23 protein-coding genes are annotated in these 21,860 nt (G+C 71.4%); 8 read left to right on the top strand and 15 right to left on the bottom strand.

The window, feature by feature from the left end:
- Nucleotides 1-507: 507 nt before the first annotated feature.
- The 3 genes from B0B15_RS03665 to B0B15_RS03655 form a co-directional block, all read right to left on the bottom strand.
- Nucleotides 508-3,681, bottom strand: a complete 3,174-nt coding sequence (locus B0B15_RS03665; protein ID WP_076673369.1) for an efflux RND transporter permease subunit — start codon at nucleotides 3,679-3,681, stop codon at nucleotides 508-510.
- Between the two features lie 82 nt (nucleotides 3,682-3,763).
- A complete protein-coding gene (crcB, locus tag B0B15_RS03660) occupies nucleotides 3,764-4,129 on the bottom strand; it encodes a fluoride efflux transporter CrcB (RefSeq protein WP_076673367.1) in 366 nt (121 codons plus the stop codon).
- Nucleotides 4,126-4,488, bottom strand: a complete 363-nt coding sequence (locus B0B15_RS03655; protein WP_076675134.1) for a fluoride efflux transporter FluC — start codon at nucleotides 4,486-4,488, stop codon at nucleotides 4,126-4,128. The genes crcB and B0B15_RS03655 overlap by 4 nt, the downstream gene beginning before the upstream one ends.
- 152 nt (nucleotides 4,489-4,640) lie before the next feature.
- Here B0B15_RS03655 and B0B15_RS03650 point away from each other — a divergent pair, with 152 nt between their 5' ends.
- Nucleotides 4,641-5,135: a transporter substrate-binding domain-containing protein gene (locus tag B0B15_RS03650; protein WP_076673365.1), complete on the top strand. Its 495-nt coding sequence runs from the start codon at nucleotides 4,641-4,643 to the stop codon at nucleotides 5,133-5,135.
- Complete coding sequence (locus tag B0B15_RS03645) at nucleotides 5,132-6,127, top strand: cation diffusion facilitator family transporter (RefSeq protein ID WP_076673363.1); 996 nt, start codon at nucleotides 5,132-5,134, stop codon at nucleotides 6,125-6,127. The genes B0B15_RS03650 and B0B15_RS03645 overlap by 4 nt, the downstream gene beginning before the upstream one ends.
- On the opposite strand, the gene B0B15_RS03640 is transcribed toward B0B15_RS03645, so the two are convergent.
- Nucleotides 6,102-7,067, bottom strand: a complete 966-nt coding sequence (locus tag B0B15_RS03640; protein ID WP_076673361.1) for a DNA topoisomerase IB — start codon at nucleotides 7,065-7,067, stop codon at nucleotides 6,102-6,104. The genes B0B15_RS03645 and B0B15_RS03640 overlap by 26 nt on opposite strands.
- Nucleotides 7,068-7,072: 5 nt before the next feature.
- Nucleotides 7,073-7,342, bottom strand: a complete 270-nt coding sequence (locus B0B15_RS03635) for a DUF7218 family protein (protein WP_076673359.1) — start codon at nucleotides 7,340-7,342, stop codon at nucleotides 7,073-7,075.
- Nucleotides 7,343-7,581: 239 nt separating this feature from the next.
- Here B0B15_RS03635 and B0B15_RS16415 point away from each other — a divergent pair, with 239 nt between their 5' ends.
- From B0B15_RS16415 to B0B15_RS03625, 3 genes are all read left to right on the top strand, one after another.
- Nucleotides 7,582-7,746: a hypothetical protein gene (locus B0B15_RS16415; RefSeq protein ID WP_176776556.1), complete on the top strand. Its 165-nt coding sequence runs from the start codon at nucleotides 7,582-7,584 to the stop codon at nucleotides 7,744-7,746.
- 324 nt (nucleotides 7,747-8,070) lie between these two features.
- The gene (locus B0B15_RS03630; protein ID WP_076673358.1) at nucleotides 8,071-8,916 is read left to right on the top strand and encodes a DUF4097 family beta strand repeat-containing protein; all 846 of its coding nucleotides are present in this window, start codon (nucleotides 8,071-8,073) and stop codon (nucleotides 8,914-8,916) included.
- On the top strand, nucleotides 8,916-9,521 hold the full coding sequence (locus B0B15_RS03625; protein ID WP_076673356.1) for a PadR family transcriptional regulator: 606 nt from the start codon (nucleotides 8,916-8,918) through the stop codon (nucleotides 9,519-9,521). The genes B0B15_RS03630 and B0B15_RS03625 overlap by 1 nt, the downstream gene beginning before the upstream one ends.
- Nucleotides 9,522-9,525: 4 nt before the next feature.
- Here B0B15_RS03625 and B0B15_RS03620 read toward each other — a convergent pair whose 3' ends face one another.
- Nucleotides 9,526-10,041 (bottom strand): universal stress protein, encoded by a 516-nt coding sequence (locus B0B15_RS03620; protein ID WP_076673354.1) that lies wholly within the window; start codon nucleotides 10,039-10,041, stop codon nucleotides 9,526-9,528.
- A gap of 175 nt (nucleotides 10,042-10,216) precedes the next feature.
- Between B0B15_RS03620 and B0B15_RS03615 the strand changes: the two genes are divergently transcribed.
- On the top strand, nucleotides 10,217-10,399 hold the full coding sequence (locus tag B0B15_RS03615) for a DUF3073 domain-containing protein (RefSeq protein WP_076673353.1): 183 nt from the start codon (nucleotides 10,217-10,219) through the stop codon (nucleotides 10,397-10,399).
- A 147-nt stretch (nucleotides 10,400-10,546) separates the two neighbouring features.
- On the opposite strand, the gene B0B15_RS03610 is transcribed toward B0B15_RS03615, so the two are convergent.
- From B0B15_RS03610 to purM, 3 genes are read right to left on the bottom strand one after another with little or no spacing between them, the layout of a single operon-like run.
- Nucleotides 10,547-11,764, bottom strand: coding sequence for an MFS transporter (locus B0B15_RS03610; RefSeq protein ID WP_083708843.1), 1,218 nt, complete (start codon nucleotides 11,762-11,764; stop codon nucleotides 10,547-10,549).
- Entirely contained in the window at nucleotides 11,761-13,236 is a 1,476-nt protein-coding gene (gene purF, locus B0B15_RS03605; RefSeq protein WP_076673349.1) for an amidophosphoribosyltransferase, read from the bottom strand. Before purF ends, B0B15_RS03610 begins: the two co-directional genes overlap by 4 nt.
- 6 nt (nucleotides 13,237-13,242) lie before the next feature.
- On the bottom strand, nucleotides 13,243-14,385 hold the full coding sequence (gene purM, locus B0B15_RS03600) for a phosphoribosylformylglycinamidine cyclo-ligase (RefSeq protein ID WP_076673348.1): 1,143 nt from the start codon (nucleotides 14,383-14,385) through the stop codon (nucleotides 13,243-13,245).
- A gap of 92 nt (nucleotides 14,386-14,477) precedes the next feature.
- On the opposite strand from purM, the gene B0B15_RS03595 reads away from it, so the two are divergent.
- Nucleotides 14,478-15,089: a zinc-binding alcohol dehydrogenase gene (locus tag B0B15_RS03595; protein WP_076673346.1), complete on the top strand. Its 612-nt coding sequence runs from the start codon at nucleotides 14,478-14,480 to the stop codon at nucleotides 15,087-15,089.
- A 3-nt stretch (nucleotides 15,090-15,092) separates the two neighbouring features.
- Here the strand turns inward: B0B15_RS03595 and B0B15_RS03590 are convergent, their stop codons facing one another.
- On the bottom strand, nucleotides 15,093-15,428 hold the full coding sequence (locus B0B15_RS03590; RefSeq protein WP_076675132.1) for a potassium transporter Trk: 336 nt from the start codon (nucleotides 15,426-15,428) through the stop codon (nucleotides 15,093-15,095).
- Between the two features lie 250 nt (nucleotides 15,429-15,678).
- Nucleotides 15,679-16,035 carry a sterol carrier family protein gene (locus B0B15_RS03585; RefSeq protein ID WP_076673345.1) on the bottom strand — a complete coding sequence of 119 codons (357 nt, stop codon included), beginning with the start codon at nucleotides 16,033-16,035 and terminating at the stop codon, nucleotides 15,679-15,681.
- A gap of 207 nt (nucleotides 16,036-16,242) precedes the next feature.
- On the opposite strand from B0B15_RS03585, the gene purD reads away from it, so the two are divergent.
- Nucleotides 16,243-17,514: a phosphoribosylamine--glycine ligase gene (gene purD, locus B0B15_RS03580; protein WP_076673343.1), complete on the top strand. Its 1,272-nt coding sequence runs from the start codon at nucleotides 16,243-16,245 to the stop codon at nucleotides 17,512-17,514.
- Nucleotides 17,515-17,575: 61 nt separating this feature from the next.
- Here purD and B0B15_RS03575 read toward each other — a convergent pair whose 3' ends face one another.
- From B0B15_RS03575 to B0B15_RS03560, 4 genes are all read right to left on the bottom strand, one after another.
- On the bottom strand, nucleotides 17,576-18,508 hold the full coding sequence (locus B0B15_RS03575) for a sugar kinase (protein WP_076675131.1): 933 nt from the start codon (nucleotides 18,506-18,508) through the stop codon (nucleotides 17,576-17,578).
- Nucleotides 18,505-19,128: a bifunctional 4-hydroxy-2-oxoglutarate aldolase/2-dehydro-3-deoxy-phosphogluconate aldolase gene (locus tag B0B15_RS03570; protein ID WP_076673342.1), complete on the bottom strand. Its 624-nt coding sequence runs from the start codon at nucleotides 19,126-19,128 to the stop codon at nucleotides 18,505-18,507. Before B0B15_RS03570 ends, B0B15_RS03575 begins: the two co-directional genes overlap by 4 nt.
- Nucleotides 19,118-20,344: a D-mannonate dehydratase ManD gene (manD, locus tag B0B15_RS03565; protein WP_076673340.1), complete on the bottom strand. Its 1,227-nt coding sequence runs from the start codon at nucleotides 20,342-20,344 to the stop codon at nucleotides 19,118-19,120. The genes B0B15_RS03570 and manD overlap by 11 nt, the downstream gene beginning before the upstream one ends.
- A 92-nt stretch (nucleotides 20,345-20,436) precedes the next feature.
- Nucleotides 20,437-21,837 carry an MFS transporter gene (locus tag B0B15_RS03560; protein ID WP_076673339.1) on the bottom strand — a complete coding sequence of 467 codons (1,401 nt, stop codon included), beginning with the start codon at nucleotides 21,835-21,837 and terminating at the stop codon, nucleotides 20,437-20,439.
- Between the last annotated feature and the right edge of the window lie 23 nt (nucleotides 21,838-21,860).

Below are 21,860 nucleotides of genomic sequence, written 5' to 3'. Positions count from 1 at the left end.
CCGTGCTGGCCGGTGCCGCCGCGCGCACGCTCGCGCCCGCACCCGCCGACCGGCGAGCGGACGTCGCGCACGTCGCTCGCCGCCGCATCCGGCGTCCCCTCGCCGCCCGCGCACCGATGACCCCCCGCTCGGTCGCGCCCCGCACCGGCCGAGCGACTCGCGCCGCCCACCGCGCCCCGCTGAACCCCGTCGCCCCGGTCGACACGACCGCGCGTCGCTCAGCCCTCAACGGTGTCGCGCTCGAGCTCCTGTCGACGTCGCCGCTGATGCGCACCGCGCGCCCGCTGGCGATCGACGCCCGTGCCCGCAGCGCCTCCCCGCCCACCGCCTCCCCCGCTCGCGACACCGCGACCCCGCAGGCCGCAGCGTCGATGCGACAGCTCACCGCCCCGTGCGGCGACCTCTCCACGGCCGGCGGCGGGCGCGTTCGGAGCGCGATGCACCGCGCACCGGCACGTCGGCCGGCCGCCGCGGCACGCCCGCTCCTGGCGTCCGGCCCGCGTGCGGTCAGTGCTTCTCGCGCAGCTCGCGTCGGCTCAGCGGGTGTCCGTCGTCCGCGATCGTCGCGGCCGTCGCCGTCGGCCCTGCCTCGTCGCGCGCGGAACGCCGGGCCCGACGCCGTTCGCTCGCTCCTTCGATGAGGTTGTAGAGCGTCGGCAGCACCAGCAAGGTCAGGAAGGTCGACGACACCAGACCGCCGATCACGACGACGGCGAGCGGCTGCGAGATGAACCCGCCGTGGCCGGTGATGCCGAGGGCCATCGGCACAAGCGCGAAGATGGCGGCGAGCGCCGTCATCAGGATCGGCCGCAGTCGTCGCGCCCCTCCCACGATGGTCGCGTCGTGGACGCTGAGTCCGCGTGCGCGGTACTGATTGACGAGGTCGATGAGCACGATCGCGTTCGTCACGACGATGCCCACGAGCATGAGCGCACCGATCATCCCCGCGACGCCGAGCGGCACGCCGGTGACCAGCAGCAGCAGGATCGCCCCCGTCGCGGCGAACGGCACCGACACCAGAAGCTCGAGCGGCTGACGCAGCGACTTGAACGTCGCGACCATGACGACGTACACGATCAGGATCGCCGCGAGCAGCGCGAGACCGAGCTGGCCGAACGCGTCCTGCTGATCGGTGACCGCGCCGCCGACCTCCGCCGTGGCCCCGTCGGGCAGCTGCACGTCGGAGAGGGCCTCGTTGACGCTGGCGGACGAACTGCCGAGGTCGTCGGTCGTGGGCGTGACGGTCACGGATGCCGTGCGGAGCCCTCGGGAGGTGGTGATCGACGGCGGGGTCTGACTCTGCTCGACGGTGGCGATCTCGTCGAGGCGCACGGTGCCGCGGGCGCTCGGGATCTCGAGGGCGCGGAGATCGTCGATGGTCTGCGGCGGGTTCGCCGTGGCGAGGTAGACCGTGACGCCGCGGCCGTCGATTTCGACCGTGCCGGCCTGGCGCGGCTGCTGCGCGCTCGACACGAGCGCGCCCACCGTCTGCTCCGACAGGCCGCGCTCGGCGGCCTTGTCGCGGTCCACGCGCACCGACACGAACGGCAGCGAGGCCGACAGGCTGCTGGTGACCTGGCCGATCCCCTCGCGTCCGTCGAGGCCGGCGACGACCGCGTCGTTCGCCTGCTGCAGCGTCGTCGCGTCGGGCGCGGTCACGTCGACGGTGATGTCGGTCGACCCGAAGCCGCTGCCCTGCGCCGAGACCTCGATCTCGCCGGCATCCGTCAGCTTCTCGAGCTCGGTGCGCACGCGCTCGCGCAGCTCGACCTGGTCGGTCCCCGACTGCGAGGTGATCGAGTAGGTGATGCCCGAACCGCCGCCGGAGAAGGCGTCGCGCAGCGCCGAGCCGCTGGAGCCGATGGAGGTCTGCACGGTCTGCACGCCCTCGGTGTCCAACAGCACGGCTTCCACCTTCTGCGCGGCCGCATCCTCGGCATCCAGGCTCGGGGCGGAGCCGATCTTCTGCGTGACGGTGAAGGTGTTCTGACCCGAATCGCCCAGGAAGTCGGTCTTCAGCAGGGGCACCGATGCGAGGGTGCCGCCGAGCACCAGCACCGCGAGGCCCAGGGTCACCCAGGAGTGCTTCAGCGTCCAGCTCAGCACCGGCACATAGGCCTTCTGCAGGCGGGACGGCGGTGCATCGGGCGCTTCGGGGTCGATCGCGTGGCCTTCGGCGTCCCGCACGACCTTCCCCGGCTTGAGGAACCACGACGCCAGCACCGGCACGATCGTCAGCGACACGAGGAGCGAGGCCGCCATCGCGATCGTCACCGTGAGCGAGAACGGGCGGAACAGCTCTCCCGTGACGTCGCCGACGAACGCGATCGGCAGGAACACCGCGACGGAGGTGATCGTGGATGCCGTGATGGCGGCCGCGACCTCGCGCACGGCCCGGATGATGGTCGGGATCTTCTCGGCGTCGCCGACGTAGTGCCGCTTGATGTTCTCGATGACGACGATGGAGTCGTCGACGACGCGGCCGATGGCGATGGTGAGCGCGCCGAGGGTGAGGATGTTCAGCGAATAGCCGAAGGCCTGCAGCCCCACGAAGGTGATGAGCACGCTGGTGGGGATCGAGATGGCGGTGACGAGCGTCGATCGCACCGACATCAGGAAGATCAGGATGATGACGACCGCGAAGACGAGGCCGAGCAGACCCTCCTGCGCGAGCGCCTCGATCGACTGCGTCACGAAGGGCGCCTGATCGAACACGACGGTGAAGGTCGCGCCCTGACCGAGCTGCGACTCCAGGCCCGGCAGGGCGTCGAGCACGCCGCGGGAGACGTCGACGGTGTTGGCCGCGGGGAGCTTGGTCACGGCGATGGTGAGCGCCGGCTGGCCGTCGACGCGCGAGAGGGTGGTGACGGGATCCGTCTGCAGCTCGACGGCGGCGACGTCGCCGATCGTCGTCTGCCCCGCCTGGAACTGCGCGGCATCCGTCGGCAGGAGCGGGAGGGCGGCGACCTCGTCGACGCTGGTGAGCTTCGTGCCCGTCTGCACGGTGAGCGTCTGATCGCCCTCGGTCAGCGAGCCGCCGGGGAAGAGGACGCCGTTCGCGTCGAGCGCGTCGGTGATGGCCTGCTGCGAGAACCCGCGCTCGCCGAGCTTCGTCGTGTCGGGGGTGATGGTGACGCGCTGGCCCGTCCCGCCGACGATCTGGGCGCCGTTGACGCCGTCGACGTCTTCGAGGTCGGGGATGACGCTGGTCTCGAGGATCGACTGCGTGGCCTGGGCGTCGGTGAAGCCGGTGACGGCGAGCTGGATCACGGGGAAGTCGTCGATGCTGGCGGAGGCGACCGTGGTGTCGGCGGACTCGGGCAGCTGGTCGTCGATACGCGCGATGGCCGCGAGGATCTTCTGCTGCGCGGCGGCGAGATCGGTTCCGTAGGTGAACGACGCCGAGACGATCGACGAGTTCGACGTGCTGGTCGCGGTGGTCGACTCGAGGCCTTCGACGCCGCGGATCGCGCTCTCGATGGGCGTGGACACGTCGGCTTCGACCACCTCGGGCGAGGCGCCGGGGTAGGTCGTGACGATCGCGAGCTGCGGGAACTCGATCGAGGGGATGAGCTCCTGCTTCAGGCTCGTCAGCGCGAGGCCGCCGAAGATCGCCGCGACGATCGTGACGAGGGCGATGAGGGCACGGTTCTTCAGGCTCAGAACGGCCAGGTACGACACGAAGGCCCCTTCAGGGTCACGGTTCGATACAGGGGTGTATCCAAACCCCAGTATCCCACGGCCCTTCGCTCGCGGGCGCGGCTCAGAGCAGCGAGCCCAGCGTCAGACCGAGGGCTGCGGCGACCACCGATCCGACGAACGACAGCACCGCGTACGAGACCGCAGCCCGCGTCCGCCCCTCCTCCGCCAGCAGCGCCGTGGTCACCGCGACCGCGCTGAAGGTCGTGTATCCGCCGAGCAGCCCCGTGCCGAGGATCCCGCGCCAGGCCTCGTCCGCGGGGAGGGGGGTCAGGATGCCGAGCACCAGCGCCCCGGTCAGATTGACGACGAGGATGCCCCGCGGGAACCGCTCCCCCGTGCGCCGACGGATCGCGACGTCGAGCAGGTACCGCAGCGCCGCACCGACACCGCCGGCGACGGCCACGGAGAGGAAGACGAGGGGCGTCATCGGGCCCTCCCCCCGCGTCCGATGAGGACTCCGCCCCACGCGGCCGCGGTGCCGACGATCACCGTCGCGACGCCCCACCACAGCAGCGCGAGATCGGCCGACTCCACGGCGAGCGCGCTGTAGGTCGTGAATCCGCCCAGCACCCCCGTGCCGACGAAGAGCTGCACGCGCTGCGCGCGCGAGGACTCCGGCATCCGGGCCCGCCATCCGAACAGGATGCCGATCGCGAACGCCCCCACGACGTTGATCAGCGGAACGAGGGCGGACCCCAGGTCGTCACCGAGCGCGAGGGTCAGGCCCGCGCGGGCCGCCGTGCCGATCGCGCCGCCGACGGCGACGAGGACGACGTCACGCCACATGCTCACCGCGCCACCCTACGCCCGCGCGGTCCGACCCTTCCGCCCGGAGCGCGATGTCCGCATACGACCGACACGACGGCGCCCGCAACCCCCGCGACAGCGCGCGTGCCACCGGCGCACGATGCGGAGCGTCGACACACTGTGGAGGACCCATGCTCAGACCACGAGGGGTCGCCGCGCTCGCGCTCGGGCTGGCGGTTCTGCTGACGGCCGGGTGCGGCATCCGCATCCCCGCTGATCCGGAGGGAACGCTCGAGGCCGTCGAGGGCGGGACGCTGCGGGCGGGCGTCTCGCCGAACGGCGACTGGATCCGCCTCGGCGACGACCAGCCGGCCGGAACCGAGGCCGACGCGCTGCGCGCGTTCGCCCGGGCGCACGACGCGACGGTCGAGTGGACGGTCGGCAGCGAGGAGGCTCTCGTGCGCGGCCTCGAGAACGGCGACCTCGACGTGGTCGCGGGCGGCCTCACCGACGAGACCCCGTGGACGAACAAGGCCGGCATGACCCGGCCGTACGCGGAGTCCACCCTCGCCGACGGGTCGACCGTGAAGCTCGTCATGCTCGTCCCGCTGGGGGAGAACGCGTTCGTGTCGGAGCTGGAGACCTTCCTCACCGCAGAGGCGACGCGGAAGGGGACGGCGCCGTGACCGGGTCGACGGCCCGGTTCGGGCGCACGACGCTGCCCCCGGAGCAGGCGCAGGTGCTGCGCCGCGCGGTGCGGCTGGAATGGATCACCATCGCGTTCCTCGTCGTCACGGCCACCGCGGTGTTCCTCGTCCTGGGCAATTCCCAGGCCATGAAGGCCGCGTGGATCGAGGACCTGCTGTCGTTCATCCCACCGCTGGCGTTCCTCGTCGCCGTGCGCCTGGCGCGGCACCGTCCCACGGTGCGGCATCCCTACGGGCTGCACCGCTCGGTGGCCGTGGGGCACCTCGTCGCGGCCGTCGCCCTCACCGCGATGGGCGGGTTCCTCATCGTCGACTCCGGCATCTCTCTCGTGACGGCGGAGCACCCCACGATCGGCACGGTGAACCTCTTCGGCGCCACCGTCTGGCTGGGCTGGCTCATGATCGCCGTGATGGCGGTGACCGCGGTCCCGCCGGTGATGGTCGGCAGGCTCAAGCTCGGACTCGCCCGCCAACTGCACGACAAGGTGCTCTACGCCGACGCCGACATGAACAAGGCCGACTGGATGACCTCGCTCGGCACCATCGTCGGAGTCCTCGGCATCGGGGTGGGCCTGTGGTGGATGGATGCCGCGGCCGCCGTCTTCATCGCCGGAAGCATCGTGCACGACGGGGTGAGCAATTTGCGCGCCGCCGTCGTCGACCTGATGGACGCCCGCGCGACGACCTTCGACGACACGCAACCGCACCCGCTCGTGGGACGGGTGGATCAGTACCTCGCGGACCTCCCCTGGGTCCGCGAGGCCGGGAGCCGGGTGCGCGACGAGGGGCACGTCTTCCACATCGAGGCCTTCGTCGTCCCGCGCCGCCGGAAGGTCGCGATCGCCGACATCGAAGACGCGCGCGAGGCGTGCGCGGGGCTCGACTGGAAGATCCAGGACGTCGTGATCGTGCCCGTCCCGGAGCTTCCCGACGTGGTCGACGCGGTCACTCCCCGAGGATCAGGCGCCTGATCGCGGCATCCTTCGATCCACCCAGGTCCATCGTGCGGCCCTTGCGGTAGAGCGAGAAGACGCGGGGGTCGATGTAGCTCGACCGCGCCACGGCGGGGGTGTTGCCGAGCGCCTCGGCCGTCGCGCGGACGGCGGCGACCTCGGCCTTCTTGCGCTCGTTCTTCCCGCCGACGGCCCCCGCCTTGGCGAGCGACTCGGCGGCGATGATCGTGCCGCGGAGCGTACGGAAATCCTTCGCGCTGAACGGTCCACCGGTGAGCGAGCGCACGTACGCGTTGACATCGCCCGGCGTCAACGGCACGCGCCGCCTCCCCCGCTTGTAGCTCAGCAGCGCCGCCCGCGAACGTCCGAGAGCGAGTTCTTCGATGAGGGATGCCAGTTCGGCATCGTGCACGCGCAGGTCGGCGCGCTTGCCGCTCTTCGCCGGGAACGACAGGCGGATGAGATCGCCCTCGATCGTGGCATCCCTGCGCTGGAGGGTGGTGAGCCCGCGACTGCCGTTCGTGACGAAGTAGCGCGCGTTGCCGACGCGGGGTGCGACGAGATCGAGAAGCCGGAACGACGCCGCCAGCACCCGCTCCCGGTCGATCTCGCTCCGCCGCAGCGACTGCGTCGCCCGGGCGCGAGCGCGCGGCAGGGCTGCGGCGAGCTGCAGGGCGCGGGAGAACTTGCCCTTGTCCTGCCGCTTCGACCAGTCGGCGTGGTAGGTGTACTGACGCCTTCCGGCTTCGTCGGTGCCGACCGCCTGGATGTGCGCATTCGGCTCCCGGGCGATCCACACTTCGCGCCACGCCGGCGGGATGACCAGGCCTCGCGCACGCTCGGCGTCGCGCTCCGGGACGGCCGCACCGGTGTGGTCGACGAAGCGGAACCCCGACCCGTGGCGCACCCGTCGGTAACCCGGATCCTCGTAGGGCCGGACGCGGATCAGCCGCGCCATGCGCGTCAGTGCGAGCGGAGCATGTCGATGAGCTCCGCCTTCTTCTTACCGGAGTAGCCGGTGATGCCGAGCTCCTTCGCGCGCTTCTTCAGCTCGTCGACGGTGCGGTCCTCGTAGTTCTCCGCGTGACCGCCTTTCTCGCCGACCGCATCGCGTCCCTGCGCGGCGGCGGCGTTCGAGATACGGGCCGCCTTCTCCTTCGAGTCGCCCTGCTTGCGCAGCTCCTCGTAGAGCTCGGGGTCTTTCAGGCTGTTGGATCCTCGCCCCTGGGGCATGATCGTCTCCTTCCGTGGGGGTCTCCGACGCTACGGCCGCGCTCGTCACGACGTCCGCAGGGTTGACATCCGCGCGGCTACCAGCCGGTTTCGCGCAGCGTCAACCCCGGTGGCCGCCGTCCGACGCGGTGGCATGGTGGATACCGATCACCCGTTCCGTGCTGCGCCCGGCGCGGTGAGGGACGGATCGACCGACTCGCCAGGTCCCGCGCCATCGCGCGGGGAAGAAGGAGCCCCCCATGAACATCTTCCTGATCATCATCATCATCGCCGCGATCGTCATCGCCATCTTCAGCGGACTCGGCCAGGCGGCCAACTTCCTGCTGTGGATCGCCATCATCGTCGGCCTCATCGCCCTCATCGTGCTGCTGTTCCGCCTCATCAGCGGTCGCAAGCCCGTCTGACCCGATCGAGCGCGACGCGTTTCGGGTGCGCGTCGCCTCGACTCCCGGCGGGTTCGCCCGCCCCGGATGCCACGTCCTCACCGAGGGCGTGGCATCCGTCGTCTCCGCCCGTCGCGGTCCCTTCCACAGGCTCAGGGACCTCGGCTCGGTGCTGTCGCGGGGCCCCAGTGCCGCCGCGCCCGCCGAAGCCAGCGGCACCCCGCATCGAGGTGGCTGAGCCGGTCGAAACCGCCGGGCCCGCTCGGCCCTCGTGTGGGTTGACGAACTCGCGATATATCGCGATACTGGGCTCAACGCGATATATCGCGAGTGAGGAGCCCCACCATGGAGAAATGGATCGTCCACCCCGGCGAGACGCGCGTCATCGACGTCGCGGCGCTGCGCGAGCTGAAGATCGGCCTCGTCGGCGGACAGGTCGACGTGATCGCCCATGACGAGTCCGACGCCCGTATCGAGGTGCACGGCGTCACCGTCAAAGACCTCCGGATCGAGATGGCCGACGGCCGCCTCGAGATCGACCACCCGCAGCTGCGGTGGGACAACTTCCTCGAGGTGTTCCGCAACTTCGGCGCCGGCGGCCCCAAGGCCGAGATCAGCGTCGCCGTGCCCCGCACCGTCGCCCTCACGCTCGGCGTCGTCAGCGCCAGCGCGCTGGTCGCGGGCCTGCGCAGCGACGTGCGCCTGAACACGGTGTCGGGCGACATCATCGTCGACGGTCTCGTGGGCGATGTCGACCTGAACGCCGTTTCCGGCGACCTGCAGGTGCGCGAGCTCGACGGCGCGTTGAGCGCCAACAGCGTCTCGGGCGACGTGGCGGCCACCGGCCGCATCACGAAGGCCTCGATCGACACCGTGTCGGGCGCGATGCTGGTGGACTCCAGCGGCCCCACCCAGTCGATCTCGCTGAACTCCGTCAGCGGAACCGCGACGGTCCGCCTCGACCGCTCGCTGCCCGCGAACTACGTCTCCCGCTCCGTCAGCGGCCGGGTGCAGATCGACGGCGCCGTGCGCTCGGGCAAGGGCCCCACCACCTTCACGGGATCGACGGGCACCCTCGCCGGCAACTTCGTCGACGTGCGGGCCAACACCGTCTCGGGCGAGATCACGGTGCTGCGCCGCGGCATCTCGGGCCTGCGTCCGGAAGAGCTCGCCGGAGAGGAGGAGTGGTGATGAGCCCCGTCTTCTCCCACGGAGACCTGCGCCTGTACATCCTCAGCCTCCTCGACGAGGCGCCGCGTCACGGCTACGACCTCATGCAGGCCCTCTCGGAACGCACGGGCGGCACCTACTCGCCGTCCGCGGGCACCATCTACCCGCGGCTGTCGAAGCTCGAGGAAGAGGGCCTCGTGACCAAGACCGTCGACGGCCGCAAGACCGTCTACGAGATCACGGATGCCGGTCGTGCCGAGGTCGCCGAGCGCTCCGGCGATCTCGAGGGCATCCAGGCCGGACTCGCCGACAGCGTGCGCCTGATCGCCGACGAAGTGCGCGGAAGCGTCCGCGACGCGATGCGGAGCCTGCGCGCCGACCTCGCCGCCGCCTCCCGCGGGGAGCGCGAGCAGGCCGACGCCGCGCCCGTCGACGACGCACGCTCGCGCAGCCGCGAGCAGCTGTCGCGCGCCGACGCGGCGATCACCGAGTTCCGCGGCCGCGTGCGCTCGGAGCTCCGCGCGCACGTCGCCCGCGGCGGCGAGCTGTCGGCATCCGGGGTCGACGGGATCGAGGCGGCGCTGCAGCAGGCGTCGGACGCGGTCGCCCACGCGCTGCGCGGCTAGCGCGTCATTCCCACGGCAGCTGATCGTCGGCGCCGGCCGGCTCCCCCAACGGGACCACGAGCACCGGCCGGCGCTGACGATGGGTCAGGCGGGCGGCTACCGATCCGGTGAGGAACTCCCGCAGCGACTCGCCCAGCCCGCGCTTTCGCGTGCCGACGACGAGGAGCGACGCCCCGAGCTCGTCGGCCAGGTGGATGAGGGCCAAGGCGGGGTCGCCGATCTCCTGCCGCACGCTCCAGCTCACGTCGTCGTCGGCCAGGGCCTCGGTGGCCGCGCGACGCACCTCTTCCAGCGCAGCCTTCGACGCCGCCCCCGCCACGTCGACCGTGGAGGAGTGCACGTAGCCGTCGGGGTCTTCGAACGCGACGAAGCGGGTCGTGTCGACGTGGACGATCACGAGGGGCGCACCGGAGAGCGCCGCGTAACGGGCGGCCTCGCGGACGACCCGCGGCGACTGCCCGGGGACCACGCCCGCTATCACCGCACCCGCGGCGACGTTCGAACGGGACTGATCGGTCATGCCTGCTCCTCTCGCCATCCGGCGCCGAGCCGCCCATCGCCGCTCGGTCGGGCCGGACGGCTGGGCCGGAATGCGCCGTGATATCCTGGCTGTTACTCTTACCGGCTCGGTCCGGAACCGCAATACGCAGGGCCCCGCAACGCGGCCCTCGACGTCGATCGTGAGGGGGTCTCGCATGGGGCGTGGCCGTCAGAAGGCGAAGAACACCAAGATCGCCCGTGAGCTGAAGTACGACACCTACTCGGTGAACTACTCGGCACTCGAGCGCGAACTCGGCGCACCCGAGGCGGGTGAAGACGCGTACGTCGACAAGTGGGCCGACCAGTACGCCGACGAATACGAGGACGAGAAGGCCTGACGCCTTCCCTTCGAGCCATCCCGCCGACGCGCCAGCGCCGGGTGAGCGACAGCGCTTTTCGCCGACCCTCGATGTTGAACGGCGGTGACGTTTTCGTCACCGCCGTTCGCGCGTCCATCTCGCGATGAACGCAGCTGCGTCGATCCGTCACCAGGTGCGGCCGGTGCGTCGCTCCCAGGCGTCCTCGATCGTCTCGCGTCGCGCGACGACGATTCCCGCGGGCACCGCGCACGCGACGGCGCAGCCGAGCAGCACGAGCGCCGCCGTCCACCCGCCGGTGATCTCGTGGGTCACGCCGATGGCGAGCGGCATCAGCGCGGCAAGACCGTAGCCCACGCTCTGCACGAGCCCACTCAGCGCGACCGCCGTCTCGTGCGACCGGGTGCGCAGCCCGAACAGCACGAGCACCATCGGGAAGAGCAGCGGAGGGATGCCGATCAGCACGACCCACAGCACGGTCGCCGCGGTCGGGGCGAACAGCAGGCCGCCGGCACCGAGCAGGCCCGAGAACACGGCCACGGCGTAGAACGGCGTCGTCCGCCCGATCCGCTGCACGAGCAGCGGTACGACGAGCGACACCGGCAGCCCCATGAACGAGAACAGCGCGAGCAAGCCCCCGGCCGCGGCGGCATCGACCCCGGCCACGTCGATCAGCAGGGGCGGCAGCCAGGCGAACAGGCCGTACGCGATCGAGGAGTTCACCGCGAACGTGACCACGAGCGCCCACGTCTGCGGGACCCGCACGATGCGCGACAGCACCGAGGTGCGGGGCTCTTCCACCAGGTCGGCGCGTGAGGCGCGCGCCCGCAGGCTCATCGCGATCCACGGCACGACGGCCGAGAGGGCGACGACCGCCCACAACACGAACGACCCGCGCCATCCGACCGCCGCGGCCAGCGGCACCGCGACCAGCGGCGGCGTGAAGGTCGCGACCGCCATCGTGGTCGTGTACACCGTGGTCATCAGTCCGATGCGCTCGGGGAAGTACTTCTTCACCACCGCGGGGATCAACACGTTGGCCACGCCCACCGCCGCGAACACGCCCGCCGTCGCGGCCAGCAGCGTCCACGCGTCGACCGCGGCCGCCCGCAGGCCCAGCATGCTCGCGGCGACGATCGCGGCGATCAGCACGCTGCGTTCGAGCCCGAGTCGTCGTTCGATCGCGGGGGCGACCATGCCCGACAGCGCGAACGCCACGGGAGGCGCCATGCCGATGAGCCCCACCACCGCAGCCGGCAGCGGGAAGTCGCGGCCGATCACGACGAGCAGCGGCGAGAGGGATGCCACCGCGATGCGCAGCGTCAGCGCGAGCAGCACGATGGCCGCGGCGGCCAGCGCCAGCGTCCCCGCCGCGCGGCGGGTCAAGATTCCTGGCTGCCCTCGACCCAGGCGAGGTACTCCTCCGACACGGTGCCCGTGACGTAGCGCCCGTCGAAGCAGCTCATGTCGAGGTCGACGAGGTCGGTGCCCTCCATGATCGCGGCCTTCAGGTCGTCGACCTCCTGGTACACGAGGTAGTCGCAGCCCAGTTCCTCGGCGATCTCGGGGATCGTGCGGCCGTGGGCGACCAGCTCGTGACGCGAGGGCATGTTGATGCCGTACACGTGGGGGTAGCGCACGGGAGGTGCGGCCGAGGCGAACGTCACGCTCTTGGCCCCGGCATCCCGAGCCATCTGGATGATCTCGCGGCTCGTCGTCCCGCGCACGATCGAGTCGTCGACGAGGAGGACGTTCTTGCCCTGGAACTCGGTCGACATCGCGTTGAGCTTCTGGCGCACGCTCTTCTTGCGCACCGCCTGGCCGGGCATGATGAAGGTGCGGCCGACGTAGCGATTCTTGTAGAAGCCCTCGCGGTACTCGATGCCGAGCTTACGGGCCACCTGCATCGCCGCCGGACGCGCCGAGTCCGGGATCGGCATGACGACGTCGATGGCACCCGCAGGGGTGTACTTCGCGACGGTGTCGGCGAGGCGCTCGCCCATGCGCAGGCGCGTCTCGTACACCGAGACGCCGTTCATGACCGAGTCCGGGCGCGCGAGGTAGACGTACTCGAACGAGCACGGCGCGAGCATCGTCTTCTCGGCGCACTGCTGCGCGTGCAGGGTGCCGTCGAGGCTGATGAACACCGCCTCGCCGGGCTCGACGTCGCGCACGACCTCGAAGCCGCCGTTCTCGAGCACGAGCGACTCGGAGGCCACGATCCACTCGTCGCGCGGCTCGCCGCCGGGCACCTGGGCGGCGGGGCGCTTGCCGAGGATGAGCGGACGGATGCCGAACGGGTCACGGAACGCGAGCAGACCGTAGCCCGCGATGAGGGCGATCGAGGCGTAGGAGCCCTCGACGCGCTCGTGCACGCGCGAGACGGCGCGGAACACCTGGGCGGGGTCGAGGTCGGGGCCGGTGATCTCGGACTGCAGCTCGGAACCGAGGATGTTCACGAGCAGCTCGGTGTCGCTGCTGGTGTTGAGGTGCCGGCGGTCCTTGCTGAACAGCTCGCGCGTGAGTTCGCGCGTGTTCGTCAGGTTGCCGTTGTGCACCAGCACGATGCCGTAGGGGGCGTTGACGTAGAAGGGCTGCGCCTCTTCTTCGTTGGATGCCGTGCCCTTGGTCGCGTAGCGCACGTGCCCGAGGCCGATGTCGCCGAGGAGGGCCCGCATGTCGCGCGTGCGGAAGGCCTCGCGCACCTGGCCGCGGGCCTTGTGGATGTGGAACACGCCGCTGGACTCGGCGGTGGCCATGCCCGTGGAGTCCTGCCCCCGGTGCTGGAGGAGGAGGAGCGCGTCGTAGATCTCCTGGTTGACCGGACCCTGTCCGGCCATGCCGACGATGCCGCACATGAAGAGTTAGTTCGCTCCGTTCGCCGGGTGACCGGCATCCGCGTACGAGCCGACGAGACGCACGGCTCCGCCGTCGACGCCCTTCGCGCCCTGTTCGTAGTCGCCCTCGGGGCGGGCGTCGTCGCGCACGACGCCGACCTGCCAGGTCGCGATGCCGTCGGCCTGCAGCGCCGCGGTCGCGGCATCCGCGATCTCGGGGGCGACGACGGCGAGGAAGCCGATGCCGAGGTTCCACGTGCCCTCGGTCGCCGTGAGCTCGAGCCCGCCCAGATCGGCCAGCACGCGGAACACCGGCGAGGGGCTCCACGTCGAGCGGTCGACGTCGACCCACGTGTTTTGCGGCAGCACGCGCGCGAGGTTCGCCGCGATGCCGCCGCCGGTGACGTGGCTGAGGGAATGGATGCCGGAGCCCACCGCCGCGTCGTCGAGCAGACGCAGCAGCGGCGAGGTGTACAGGCGCGTGGGCTCGAGGAGCGCCTCGCCCCACGTGACGCCGAGCTCGGCCGAGGCGGCGCCGTAGGCGATGCCCGCGCCGGTGATGATGTGGCGCACGAGCGAGTAGCCGTTGGAGTGCAGTCCGCTCGAGGCGAGCGCGAGGACGACGTCGCCGCCCCGCACGCGGTCGGCACCGAGCACGCGGTCGGCCTCCACGACACCCGTCGCCGCCCCCGCGACGTCGTAGTCGTCGACGCCCAGCAGGCCCGGGTGCTCCGCGGTCTCGCCGCCGACGAGCGCGGTGCCCGTCATGGCGCAGCCGCGCGCGATGCCCGCGACGATGTCGGCGATGCGGGTCGGTACGACCTTGCCGCACGCGATGTAGTCCGTCATGAAGAGGGGGCGCGCACCCACGACGACGATGTCGTCGACCACCATGCCGACGAGGTCTTCGCCGATCGTGTCGTGCTTGTCGATCGCCTGGGCGATCGCGACCTTCGTGCCGACGCCGTCGGTGCTGGTCGCGAGCAGCGGCTTGGCGTAGTCGCGCAGGGCGGCCGCATCGAAGAGACCGGCGAAACCGCCGACCCCGCCGAGCACCTCGGGTCCGTGCGTGCGACGCACGGCCGACTTCATCAGTTCGACGGCGAGATCTCCGGCGGCGGTGTCGACGCCTGCGGCGGAGTACGGGTTTTCGTGGGGAGCGGAGGCCACCGCAACAGACTACCCGGGCGGACACGCGCGGGCGTCCCGCCGTCGGCGCAAGGGTCGCCCCTCACCCCGTTGCGCGTCCCTACAATGTGCGCATGACGGGCGGCCAGCCGGAGTGGGTGATCCGCGAAGACGCGGCGCAACCGGTGCTCGTCGCGCTCTATCTGCGCCAGGTGCTCGGCATCCGCTCCCCCGACGAGCTGCCGGCGCTCCGGCGGGTTCCGCCGCCGATCGTCGATGAACGCACGGATGCCGCGCAGGACCTGCTAGAGCGCGAGTGGCGGAGCTACTGGGCCCTGACGGTGGAGCCGCAGGCGCATCCCTCCCCCGTGCCGCTCGAGTTGGTGGACGGTTTCGACACCCTCGTCGCCCTGCCGGTCGAGGGCGCCGACACGCTGCGCAGGGCCATCGCCCGGCATGCCGACGACGCCGTCGACTTCGCCCGACTGGCCCACGACCGCTACGCGCGGGAGTCGGCGGCCCGGCCGGGGGTGTCGTACCGCGCCTACGCCAGTGCGATCGCGGCGCACGAGCGGGTCGTCGGCCGCCGGGCGCACTCCTTCGAACTGAACGTGCAGGTGCTGCCCCTGGCTCAGCGGGGCGTGTGGTGGATCGGCTCGCTGACGGTCGCGGTGACCGACGGGCTTCGCAGCGACGTGGTGGCGTTCGACACCGCGATCCACCCGATCATCGCCGAGCTGGCGTGACGCTCAGACCTCGAACTGCTCGTGGTCGACGGTCACCTGACGGGTGCGCCCGCCGAGGACGCGCTCGAAGACCAGGGCGACGATCGCGGCGAGAGCCACGCCCGCCACGACGCAGATGAGGGCCGTGAAGCCGAAGACCTGCATCTCGGAGTACACGACCTGCGTGTAGGGGCTCACGTCGGTGCCGTCGATGGCGACCGTGAGGATGAGGGCCACGAGGATGCCGAGGAAGGCACCCGCAGCCAGGAAGACGCCGTACTTGGGAGCGCGGCGCACCGTGACGGTCTCGATGTCGTCGCGGACGTACATCGGTCGTTCGTATGCGGGCTGGTCGGACATACGCATATTGTCCCACCGCCGCGCCGCGCGCGGGTCGGGTTCTTCGGCGTCGAGGCACCGCGCTCCCGGCCGCGCGTCGGGGGCATCGTGCGCGAGCTGACGGGCTTCTCGCGAGATGACCGGCGATTCGCACGAAAGCCGGGTCATCTCGCGCATCGCGGGTCCGTTGGGGGCGGCGGGGGCCGGGCGGGATGGCGGCGCGGGCGGGCGGGGGGCGGGGGGCCTGGGGGCCCGGGGGCCGGGCCGGGGCCTACGGGCGCAGCGGGAGCAGCGCGCTCAGGTCGGCGCGGACGCCGGAGGCGACGATGCGGCCCGCGGTCACGGCATCCGTCCAGTGCTCCTCGCCGGTGGCGACGGCGATCCAGGTCGCGGCGTCGGTTTCGACGACGTTGGGCGGGGTCCCGCGCGTGTGCCGCGGGCCCTCGATCACCTGCACCGCGCCGAAGGGCGGCACGCGCATCTCAACGGAGTTGCCCGGTGCCTTCTCGGCCAGCAGTTGCAGCAGGTAGCGCACCGCGGTGGCGGTCGCCGGACGCGGCGCGTCTCCGGCGGCCACGGCGGCGAGGGCGGCGCGTCCGTCTCCGGTCTCGATGCGGCGAGGGGGCATGGCATCCACGGTACTCGGGGGCGGTGCCGGGGGGGCGGCGAGACGGCGATCAGGGCGCGGCGGTGCCGAGAGGCTCCTTCGCACAACCTCGGCGATCCGCGCACCCTCGCCACCCGGCTGAGGCACGGAGCCTGGGCCAACCTCCCGCGCGGCGCCCCGCGACCCCGCACGCCGGAGCCGGTGCCCCTCGCTCGGTAGGCTGGCCGCGTGAGAATCCTGGTCCTCGGTTCGGGCGCGCGCGAGCACGCCATCATCCTCGCGCTGCGCTCGGAAGAGGCCTCGCACGCGATCTTCGCCGCACCGGGCAACGCCGGCATCGCGCGCGAGGCGCACCTGGTCGACCTCGACCCCCTCGACCCCACCGCCGTGCTGACCTTCGCGAAGAACGAGGCAATCGACCTCGTCGTCGTCGGTCCCGAGGCTCCGCTCGTCGCTGGCGTCGCCGACCCGCTGCGTGCGCACGGCATCCCGGTGTTCGGCCCGGGCAAGGCGGCGGCTCAGCTCGAGGGCTCCAAGACCTACGCCAAGCGGATCATGGATGCCGCGGGCGTGCCCACCGGACGCTCGGCGCGCGCGCACGACCTCGCCTCCGTCGAGGCCGCCCTCGACGAGTACGGTGCGCCGTACGTGGTCAAGGCCGATGGCCTCGCCGCGGGCAAGGGCGTCATCGTGACGAGCGACCGCGCGGCCGCGATCGTCCACGCCGAGACCTACCTGCCGACCGGCGCCGTGCTCATCGAGGAGTTCCTCTCCGGGCCCGAGGTCTCGCTCTTCTTCCTCAGCGACGGCGACCACGTCGCCCCCCTCAGCCCCGCGCAGGACTTCAAGCGCCTCCGCGACGGCGACGAGGGCCCCAACACCGGCGGCATGGGCGCGTACTCGCCGCTGCCGTGGCTCTCGGAGCGCTTCGGCGACGAGGACACGTTCGTCGACCACGTCAGGCGCGTGATCGCCGAGCCCGTGATCCGACAGATGGATGCCGAGGGCACCCCGTTCATCGGACTGCTCTACGCCGGGCTGATCCTCACCGAGCAGGGCGTGAAGGTCATCGAATTCAACGCCCGCTTCGGCGACCCCGAGACGCAGGTCGTGCTGCCGCGCCTGGTCGACCCGCTGTCGCGGCTGCTGCTGGCCGCGGCATCCGGCACGCTCGAGGACGAGCCCCGCCCGGCCTTCGCCGAGGCCACCGCCGTCACCGTCGTGCTCGCGAGCGAGGGCTACCCCGAGGCGCCGCTCACCGGTCGCGTGCTGACCGGTGTCGACGAGGCCGAGGAGGTCGATGGCGTGCACGTCGCGCACGCGGCCACCGCTCAGCGCGGCGGCGAGCTCGTCGCGACCGGCGGACGCGTGCTGAGCGTCGTCGCGACGGGCACGACCTTCGCCGAGGCGCGCGAGGCCGCCTACGCGGGGCTCGAGCGCATCGGCCTCGAGGGCGGGCAGTTCCGCACCGACATCGCGGCGAAGGTCGCGCAGGACTGACGGCGATCGCGGAGACGCGAGCCTTCGTCGGCGCGATCGCGCCTCGCGGCGCCGCGGGGCATCAGCGCCGCACCGGGTCCCCACCGCCGGCGAGGAAACGCTCGAGATCGCGGCGCGTCGGGGCCGCCTCCCAGTCACCGGGAACGAGGCAGGCCATCGCGCCGCAGGCGTTGCCGCGCACCAGCGCGTCCCCGGTGGGCAGGCCCTCGAGCCAGGCGCTGAGATAGCCGGCCACGAAGGCGTCCCCCGCCCCGACCGTGTCGAGCGGCTCGATCGCGAAGCCGAGCGCCTCGGTCGTGTCGTCGAGGGTGAAGACGGCGGCGCCTTCCGGTCCGCGTTTGACGATCACCTGCGCGGCTCCCGCCGCGAGGAGTGAGGTCGTGGCATCAGGACCCAGCAGGTCGAGCTCCTCGATACCGCCGAACACGAGGGTCGCGCGCTCCGCGATCTCGCGCAGCACCGGCCCCGCGACCTCGGGGGCGGCCAGGGCCGAGCGGTAGTTGATGTCGAAGCTCACCGGCACACCGGCGGCGCGCGCCCTCTCAACGACCGCGAGCACGGCGGAGCGGGCGGTGTCGGACAGCAGGGGCGTGATGCCCGTGACGTGCAGCAGCGCGGCCTCCTCGATCCAGCCGTCCGGCACGTCCGCGGCGCTCAACCGGGATCCCGCCGAGCCACGGCGGTAGTAGTGGACCGCGGTGGATGCCGCGGACGGACGCTCCTTGATCATCAGGCCCGTGGCGGCGGCGGTGTCGAAGACGGCCCGCACGTCCAGGCCTTCGCCGCGCAGCTCGCGCACGATGCGCTCCCCGAGGGGGTCGTCGCCGACGCGGCCGAGCCACGACGTCTCGATGCCGAGACGCTGCAATCCCACGGCGACGTTGCTCTCCGCCCCACCGATGCCCAGCGCGAGCCCCGACGCGTGGCGGAGCGACCCGATCTCGGTGGTGCGGGCGAGCGCCATGGTCTCGCCGAGGGTGACCACGCGCGTCACGACGCGCACACCTCCACGAACCGTTCCGCGCGCTCGCGCAGCGCTCCGAGGTCGCCACCACGGAACGCGTCGCCGAGCAGCGGGCCGCCGACGCTGACCGCCACGGCCCCCGCGGCCAGCCACGCGGCCGCGGAGTCGGCATCCACTCCCCCGGAGGGGACGACGGCGATGTCGGGGAACGGGCCACGTAGGTCTTTCAGGTACCCGGGGCCCACCTGTCCGGCCGGGAAGACCTTCACCGCGGAGGCGCCCGCCGACCACGAGGCGAACAGCTCGGTCGGGGTGAGGCCGCCCGGCACGATCGGCATCCCGGCATCCACCGCCCGCTCGACGAGTGCCGTCGAGGTGATCGGCGTCACGACGTAGTCGGCGCCGACCTCGATCGCCCGCTCGAGCTGGGCGAGGTTCGTGACCGTGCCGATGCCGAGGTCGCCGTCGAACGACGATCGCAGCACGGCGAAGGCGTCGAAGGTGCCCGGCGTCGTCAGCGTCAGCTCGACGCTCCGCACGCCCCCGTCGGAGAGGGCCGCGAGGACCGGCGCGTAATCCGACGCGGCAGACGCCCGGGCGACGACGACGAGCTTCGAGGCGAGAGTGCGGGCGGGGAGCTCACCAGTCATGGACGGTCCCATCCAGCAGGCGGTTCACCGGCAGATACGCCTTCGTGTACTCGAACGCGCCGGCGGCCTCTTCGTCGAGCTCGACGCCGAGACCGGGCTGATCGCCCGGGTGCAGGAAGCCCTGGTCGAACGTGAAGCTCGTCCGGAACACCTCGAGCGTCTGCTCGTTGTGCGGCATGTACTCCTGGATGCCGAAGTTGTGGACCGCGAGATCCAGGTGCAGGGCCGCCGCCATCCCGACGGGTGAGATGTCGGTCGGACCGTGGATGCCGGAGCGGATGCCGTAGATCGCCGCGAAGTCGAGGAGTTTCTTCATCGCCGTGATCCCGCCCGTGTGCGTGACGGCCGAGCGCACGTAGTCGATGAGGCGCTCGGTGATGAGCGTCTGGTAGTCGAACACGGTGTTGAAGACCTCGCCGATGGCGAGCGGGGTCGTAGAGTGCTGGCGGATCAGGCGCAGCGCCGTCTGGTCCTCGCCGGGGGTGGCGTCCTCGAGCCAGAACAGGTCGTAGGGCTCGACGTCCTTAGCGAAGCGCGCGGCCTCGATCGGCGTCATCCGGTGGTGGCCGTCGTGAAGGATCCGCAGATCGGTGCCGAATTCCTCGCGGATCTGCGCGAAGACGCCGGGCATGTGGGTGAGGTACTGGCGGGTGTCCCAGGTCTCCTCAGCGGGGCGATCGCCGGAGCGCTTGGCCGGTTCGTAGTCGTAGCGCACGCCGGGGCCCGCGGCCGAGACGCCGTAGATCTGCCCGAGGCCGGGGACGCCCGTCTGCACGCGCACGGCGGTGAAGCCGAGCTCGCGGTATCCGGTGATCGCGTTCGACAGTGCGGCGTAGTCGGTGCCCGAGGCGTGCGCGTAGACCCGCACGCCGTCGCGGCTCGCCCCGCCGAGCAGCTGGTACAGCGGCATCCCGGCCTTCTTGGCCTTGATGTCCCACAGGGCCATGTCGACGGCGGCGATCGCGGCCATGGTGACAGGTCCGCGACGCCAGTACGCGCCGCGGTAAAGGTACTGCCAGGTGTCTTCGATGCGGTCCTCGTCGCGGCCGACGAGCATCGACGCGAGGTGGTCGGAGAGGTACGACGCGACCGACAGCTCGCGCCCGTTGAGGGTGGCATCCCCCCATCCGACGACGCCGTCGCCGGTGGTGACCTTGAGGGTGACGAAGTTGCGGCCGGGGCTGGTGACGATGACGTCGACGGATTCGATGCTCATGCGGGGACTTTCTCGAGGAGGAGGGAAGAGGGATACCGAGCGGGCTCGCCGTCACGAGCCCGCCCGGGACGCGGGGCGTCGGGCCCCGCCGTTCACATCGCGGGACGGGGATCCCGCAGGTCGCGACCGGTCCACTCGGGGGCGACGATCGCGGCGACCAGCGCCGAGGCGGTGAAGACGCCCATGAGCACCATGATCGGGACGATGCTGCCGGTCGCGGCGGCCACCCACGCGGCGGCGACGACCGGGCCGATGCCGGTGGCGACGATGGCGGCGATCTCGCGGACCACAGCCGTCAGGGTGTAGCGGTTGCGGGCGCCGAAGATCTCGGGGATGGAGATGTTCTCCATGGATGCCAAACCCAGCACCGAGATGTTGTGGATCAGCGCGTAGCCGACGAAGATCCAGGCGACGTCGCGGGAGTTGATCAGCAGCAGGGTCGGGACGATCAGCAGGAGCGACAGCGCGGACATCACGATGTACATCCGACGGCGGCCGAACTTGTCGCCGAGGAAGCCCACCACGGGGATGGTGATGAAGCCGATCAGCGACGAGACGATGACGATCTCGGGGCCGACCTCCTTCGAGACGGCGAGGGTGATCGTGATGAACGAGATCAGGTAGGTCTGCACGATGCCGGAGTTGCCGGCCTGGCCGAAGCGCAGGAAGAACGACACGAGCACGGCCTTGAGCGGCTTCTTCTGCAGCGACTCGAGCGTGCGGATGTCGTTGGTCTCGGTGGCGACCTTCTGCAGCTCGGCGCGCGAGAGCGCCTTGCCGTCGACGACGTCGGTGCGCTCCTCGAAGACCGGGCTTTCCTTGAGGTTGAAGCGCACCCACAGGGCGAACAGCATGATGACGGCGCTGCCGATGAAGGGGATGCGCCAGCCCCACGCGATGACGTCGCTCTCCATCATCACGGCGAGCAGGATCGCCCAGATGCCGGAGGCGAAGAGCGTGCCGCAGTTCGTGCCGAGCGCGACGAGCGAGGCGACGACACCACGACGGTTGTCGGGGGCGTACTCGGCGAGCATCACGCCCGCGCCCGAGATCTCGGCGCCGGCGCCGAAACCCTGGGCCAGGCGGAGGATGACGAGGAGGATCGGGGCGAGGATGCCGACCTGCTCGTACGTGGGCAGGACCCCGATGAGGGTCGTCGCCGCTCCCATGAGCAGGATCGTGTAGAACAGCACCTGCTTGCGGCCGATCCTGTCGCCGATGCGGGCGAAGAAGAACGCGCCGACAGGACGGGCCACGTAGCCCACGCCGTAGGTCGCCATGGCCAGGACGACCGCCATCGCGGCGTCACCGCCGGCGAAGAAGATCTGGCTGAAGACGAGGGCGGCGGCGAGCGAGTAGAGCTGGAAGTCCATGAACTCCAGTGCGGTGCCGAGCCAGCCCGAGACGGCCGCGCGGGCGAGGTCGCCGACGGATCGCTTGGCGACGGGCGTCGGCGACGACGCGTCGACGCCGGGGGCGGAAGAGCTGCTCATCGGATTACTCCTTCGTAGTGATG

This window comes from Microbacterium sp. RU1D, from assembly GCF_900156435.1.
Classification (GTDB): Bacteria; Actinomycetota; Actinomycetes; order Actinomycetales; family Microbacteriaceae; genus Microbacterium.
Note: the sequence above shows the minus strand (reverse complement) of the source record. Positions and strands in the feature narration are given on the sequence as shown.

What these genes read in the sequence shown, in the direction of transcription:
- B0B15_RS03595 (WP_076673346.1), top strand. Translation starts at nt 14,478, where the DNA reads ATGACGGGCGGCCAGCCGGAGTGGGTGATCCGCGAAGACGCGGCGCAA.
- B0B15_RS03560 (WP_076673339.1), bottom strand. Translation starts at nt 21,837, where the DNA reads ATGAGCAGCTCTTCCGCCCCCGGCGTCGACGCGTCGTCGCCGACGCCC.
- manD (WP_076673340.1), bottom strand. Translation starts at nt 20,344, where the DNA reads ATGAGCATCGAATCCGTCGACGTCATCGTCACCAGCCCCGGCCGCAAC.
- B0B15_RS03650 (WP_076673365.1), top strand. Translation starts at nt 4,641, where the DNA reads ATGCTCAGACCACGAGGGGTCGCCGCGCTCGCGCTCGGGCTGGCGGTT.
- B0B15_RS03620 (WP_076673354.1), bottom strand. Translation starts at nt 10,041, where the DNA reads ATGACCGATCAGTCCCGTTCGAACGTCGCCGCGGGTGCGGTGATAGCG.
- B0B15_RS03635 (WP_076673359.1), bottom strand. Translation starts at nt 7,342, where the DNA reads ATGCCCCAGGGGCGAGGATCCAACAGCCTGAAAGACCCCGAGCTCTAC.
- B0B15_RS03585 (WP_076673345.1), bottom strand. Translation starts at nt 16,035, where the DNA reads ATGCCCCCTCGCCGCATCGAGACCGGAGACGGACGCGCCGCCCTCGCC.
- B0B15_RS03655 (WP_076675134.1), bottom strand. Translation starts at nt 4,488, where the DNA reads ATGTGGCGTGACGTCGTCCTCGTCGCCGTCGGCGGCGCGATCGGCACG.
- B0B15_RS03640 (WP_076673361.1), bottom strand. Translation starts at nt 7,067, where the DNA reads ATGGCGCGGCTGATCCGCGTCCGGCCCTACGAGGATCCGGGTTACCGA.
- B0B15_RS16415 (WP_176776556.1), top strand. Translation starts at nt 7,582, where the DNA reads ATGAACATCTTCCTGATCATCATCATCATCGCCGCGATCGTCATCGCC.
- B0B15_RS03570 (WP_076673342.1), bottom strand. Translation starts at nt 19,128, where the DNA reads ATGACTGGTGAGCTCCCCGCCCGCACTCTCGCCTCGAAGCTCGTCGTC.
- B0B15_RS03590 (WP_076675132.1), bottom strand. Translation starts at nt 15,428, where the DNA reads ATGTCCGACCAGCCCGCATACGAACGACCGATGTACGTCCGCGACGAC.
- B0B15_RS03625 (WP_076673356.1), top strand. Translation starts at nt 8,916, where the DNA reads ATGAGCCCCGTCTTCTCCCACGGAGACCTGCGCCTGTACATCCTCAGC.
- B0B15_RS03630 (WP_076673358.1), top strand. Translation starts at nt 8,071, where the DNA reads ATGGAGAAATGGATCGTCCACCCCGGCGAGACGCGCGTCATCGACGTC.
- purF (WP_076673349.1), bottom strand. Translation starts at nt 13,236, where the DNA reads ATGTGCGGCATCGTCGGCATGGCCGGACAGGGTCCGGTCAACCAGGAG.
- B0B15_RS03615 (WP_076673353.1), top strand. Translation starts at nt 10,217, where the DNA reads ATGGGGCGTGGCCGTCAGAAGGCGAAGAACACCAAGATCGCCCGTGAG.
- crcB (WP_076673367.1), bottom strand. Translation starts at nt 4,129, where the DNA reads ATGACGCCCCTCGTCTTCCTCTCCGTGGCCGTCGCCGGCGGTGTCGGT.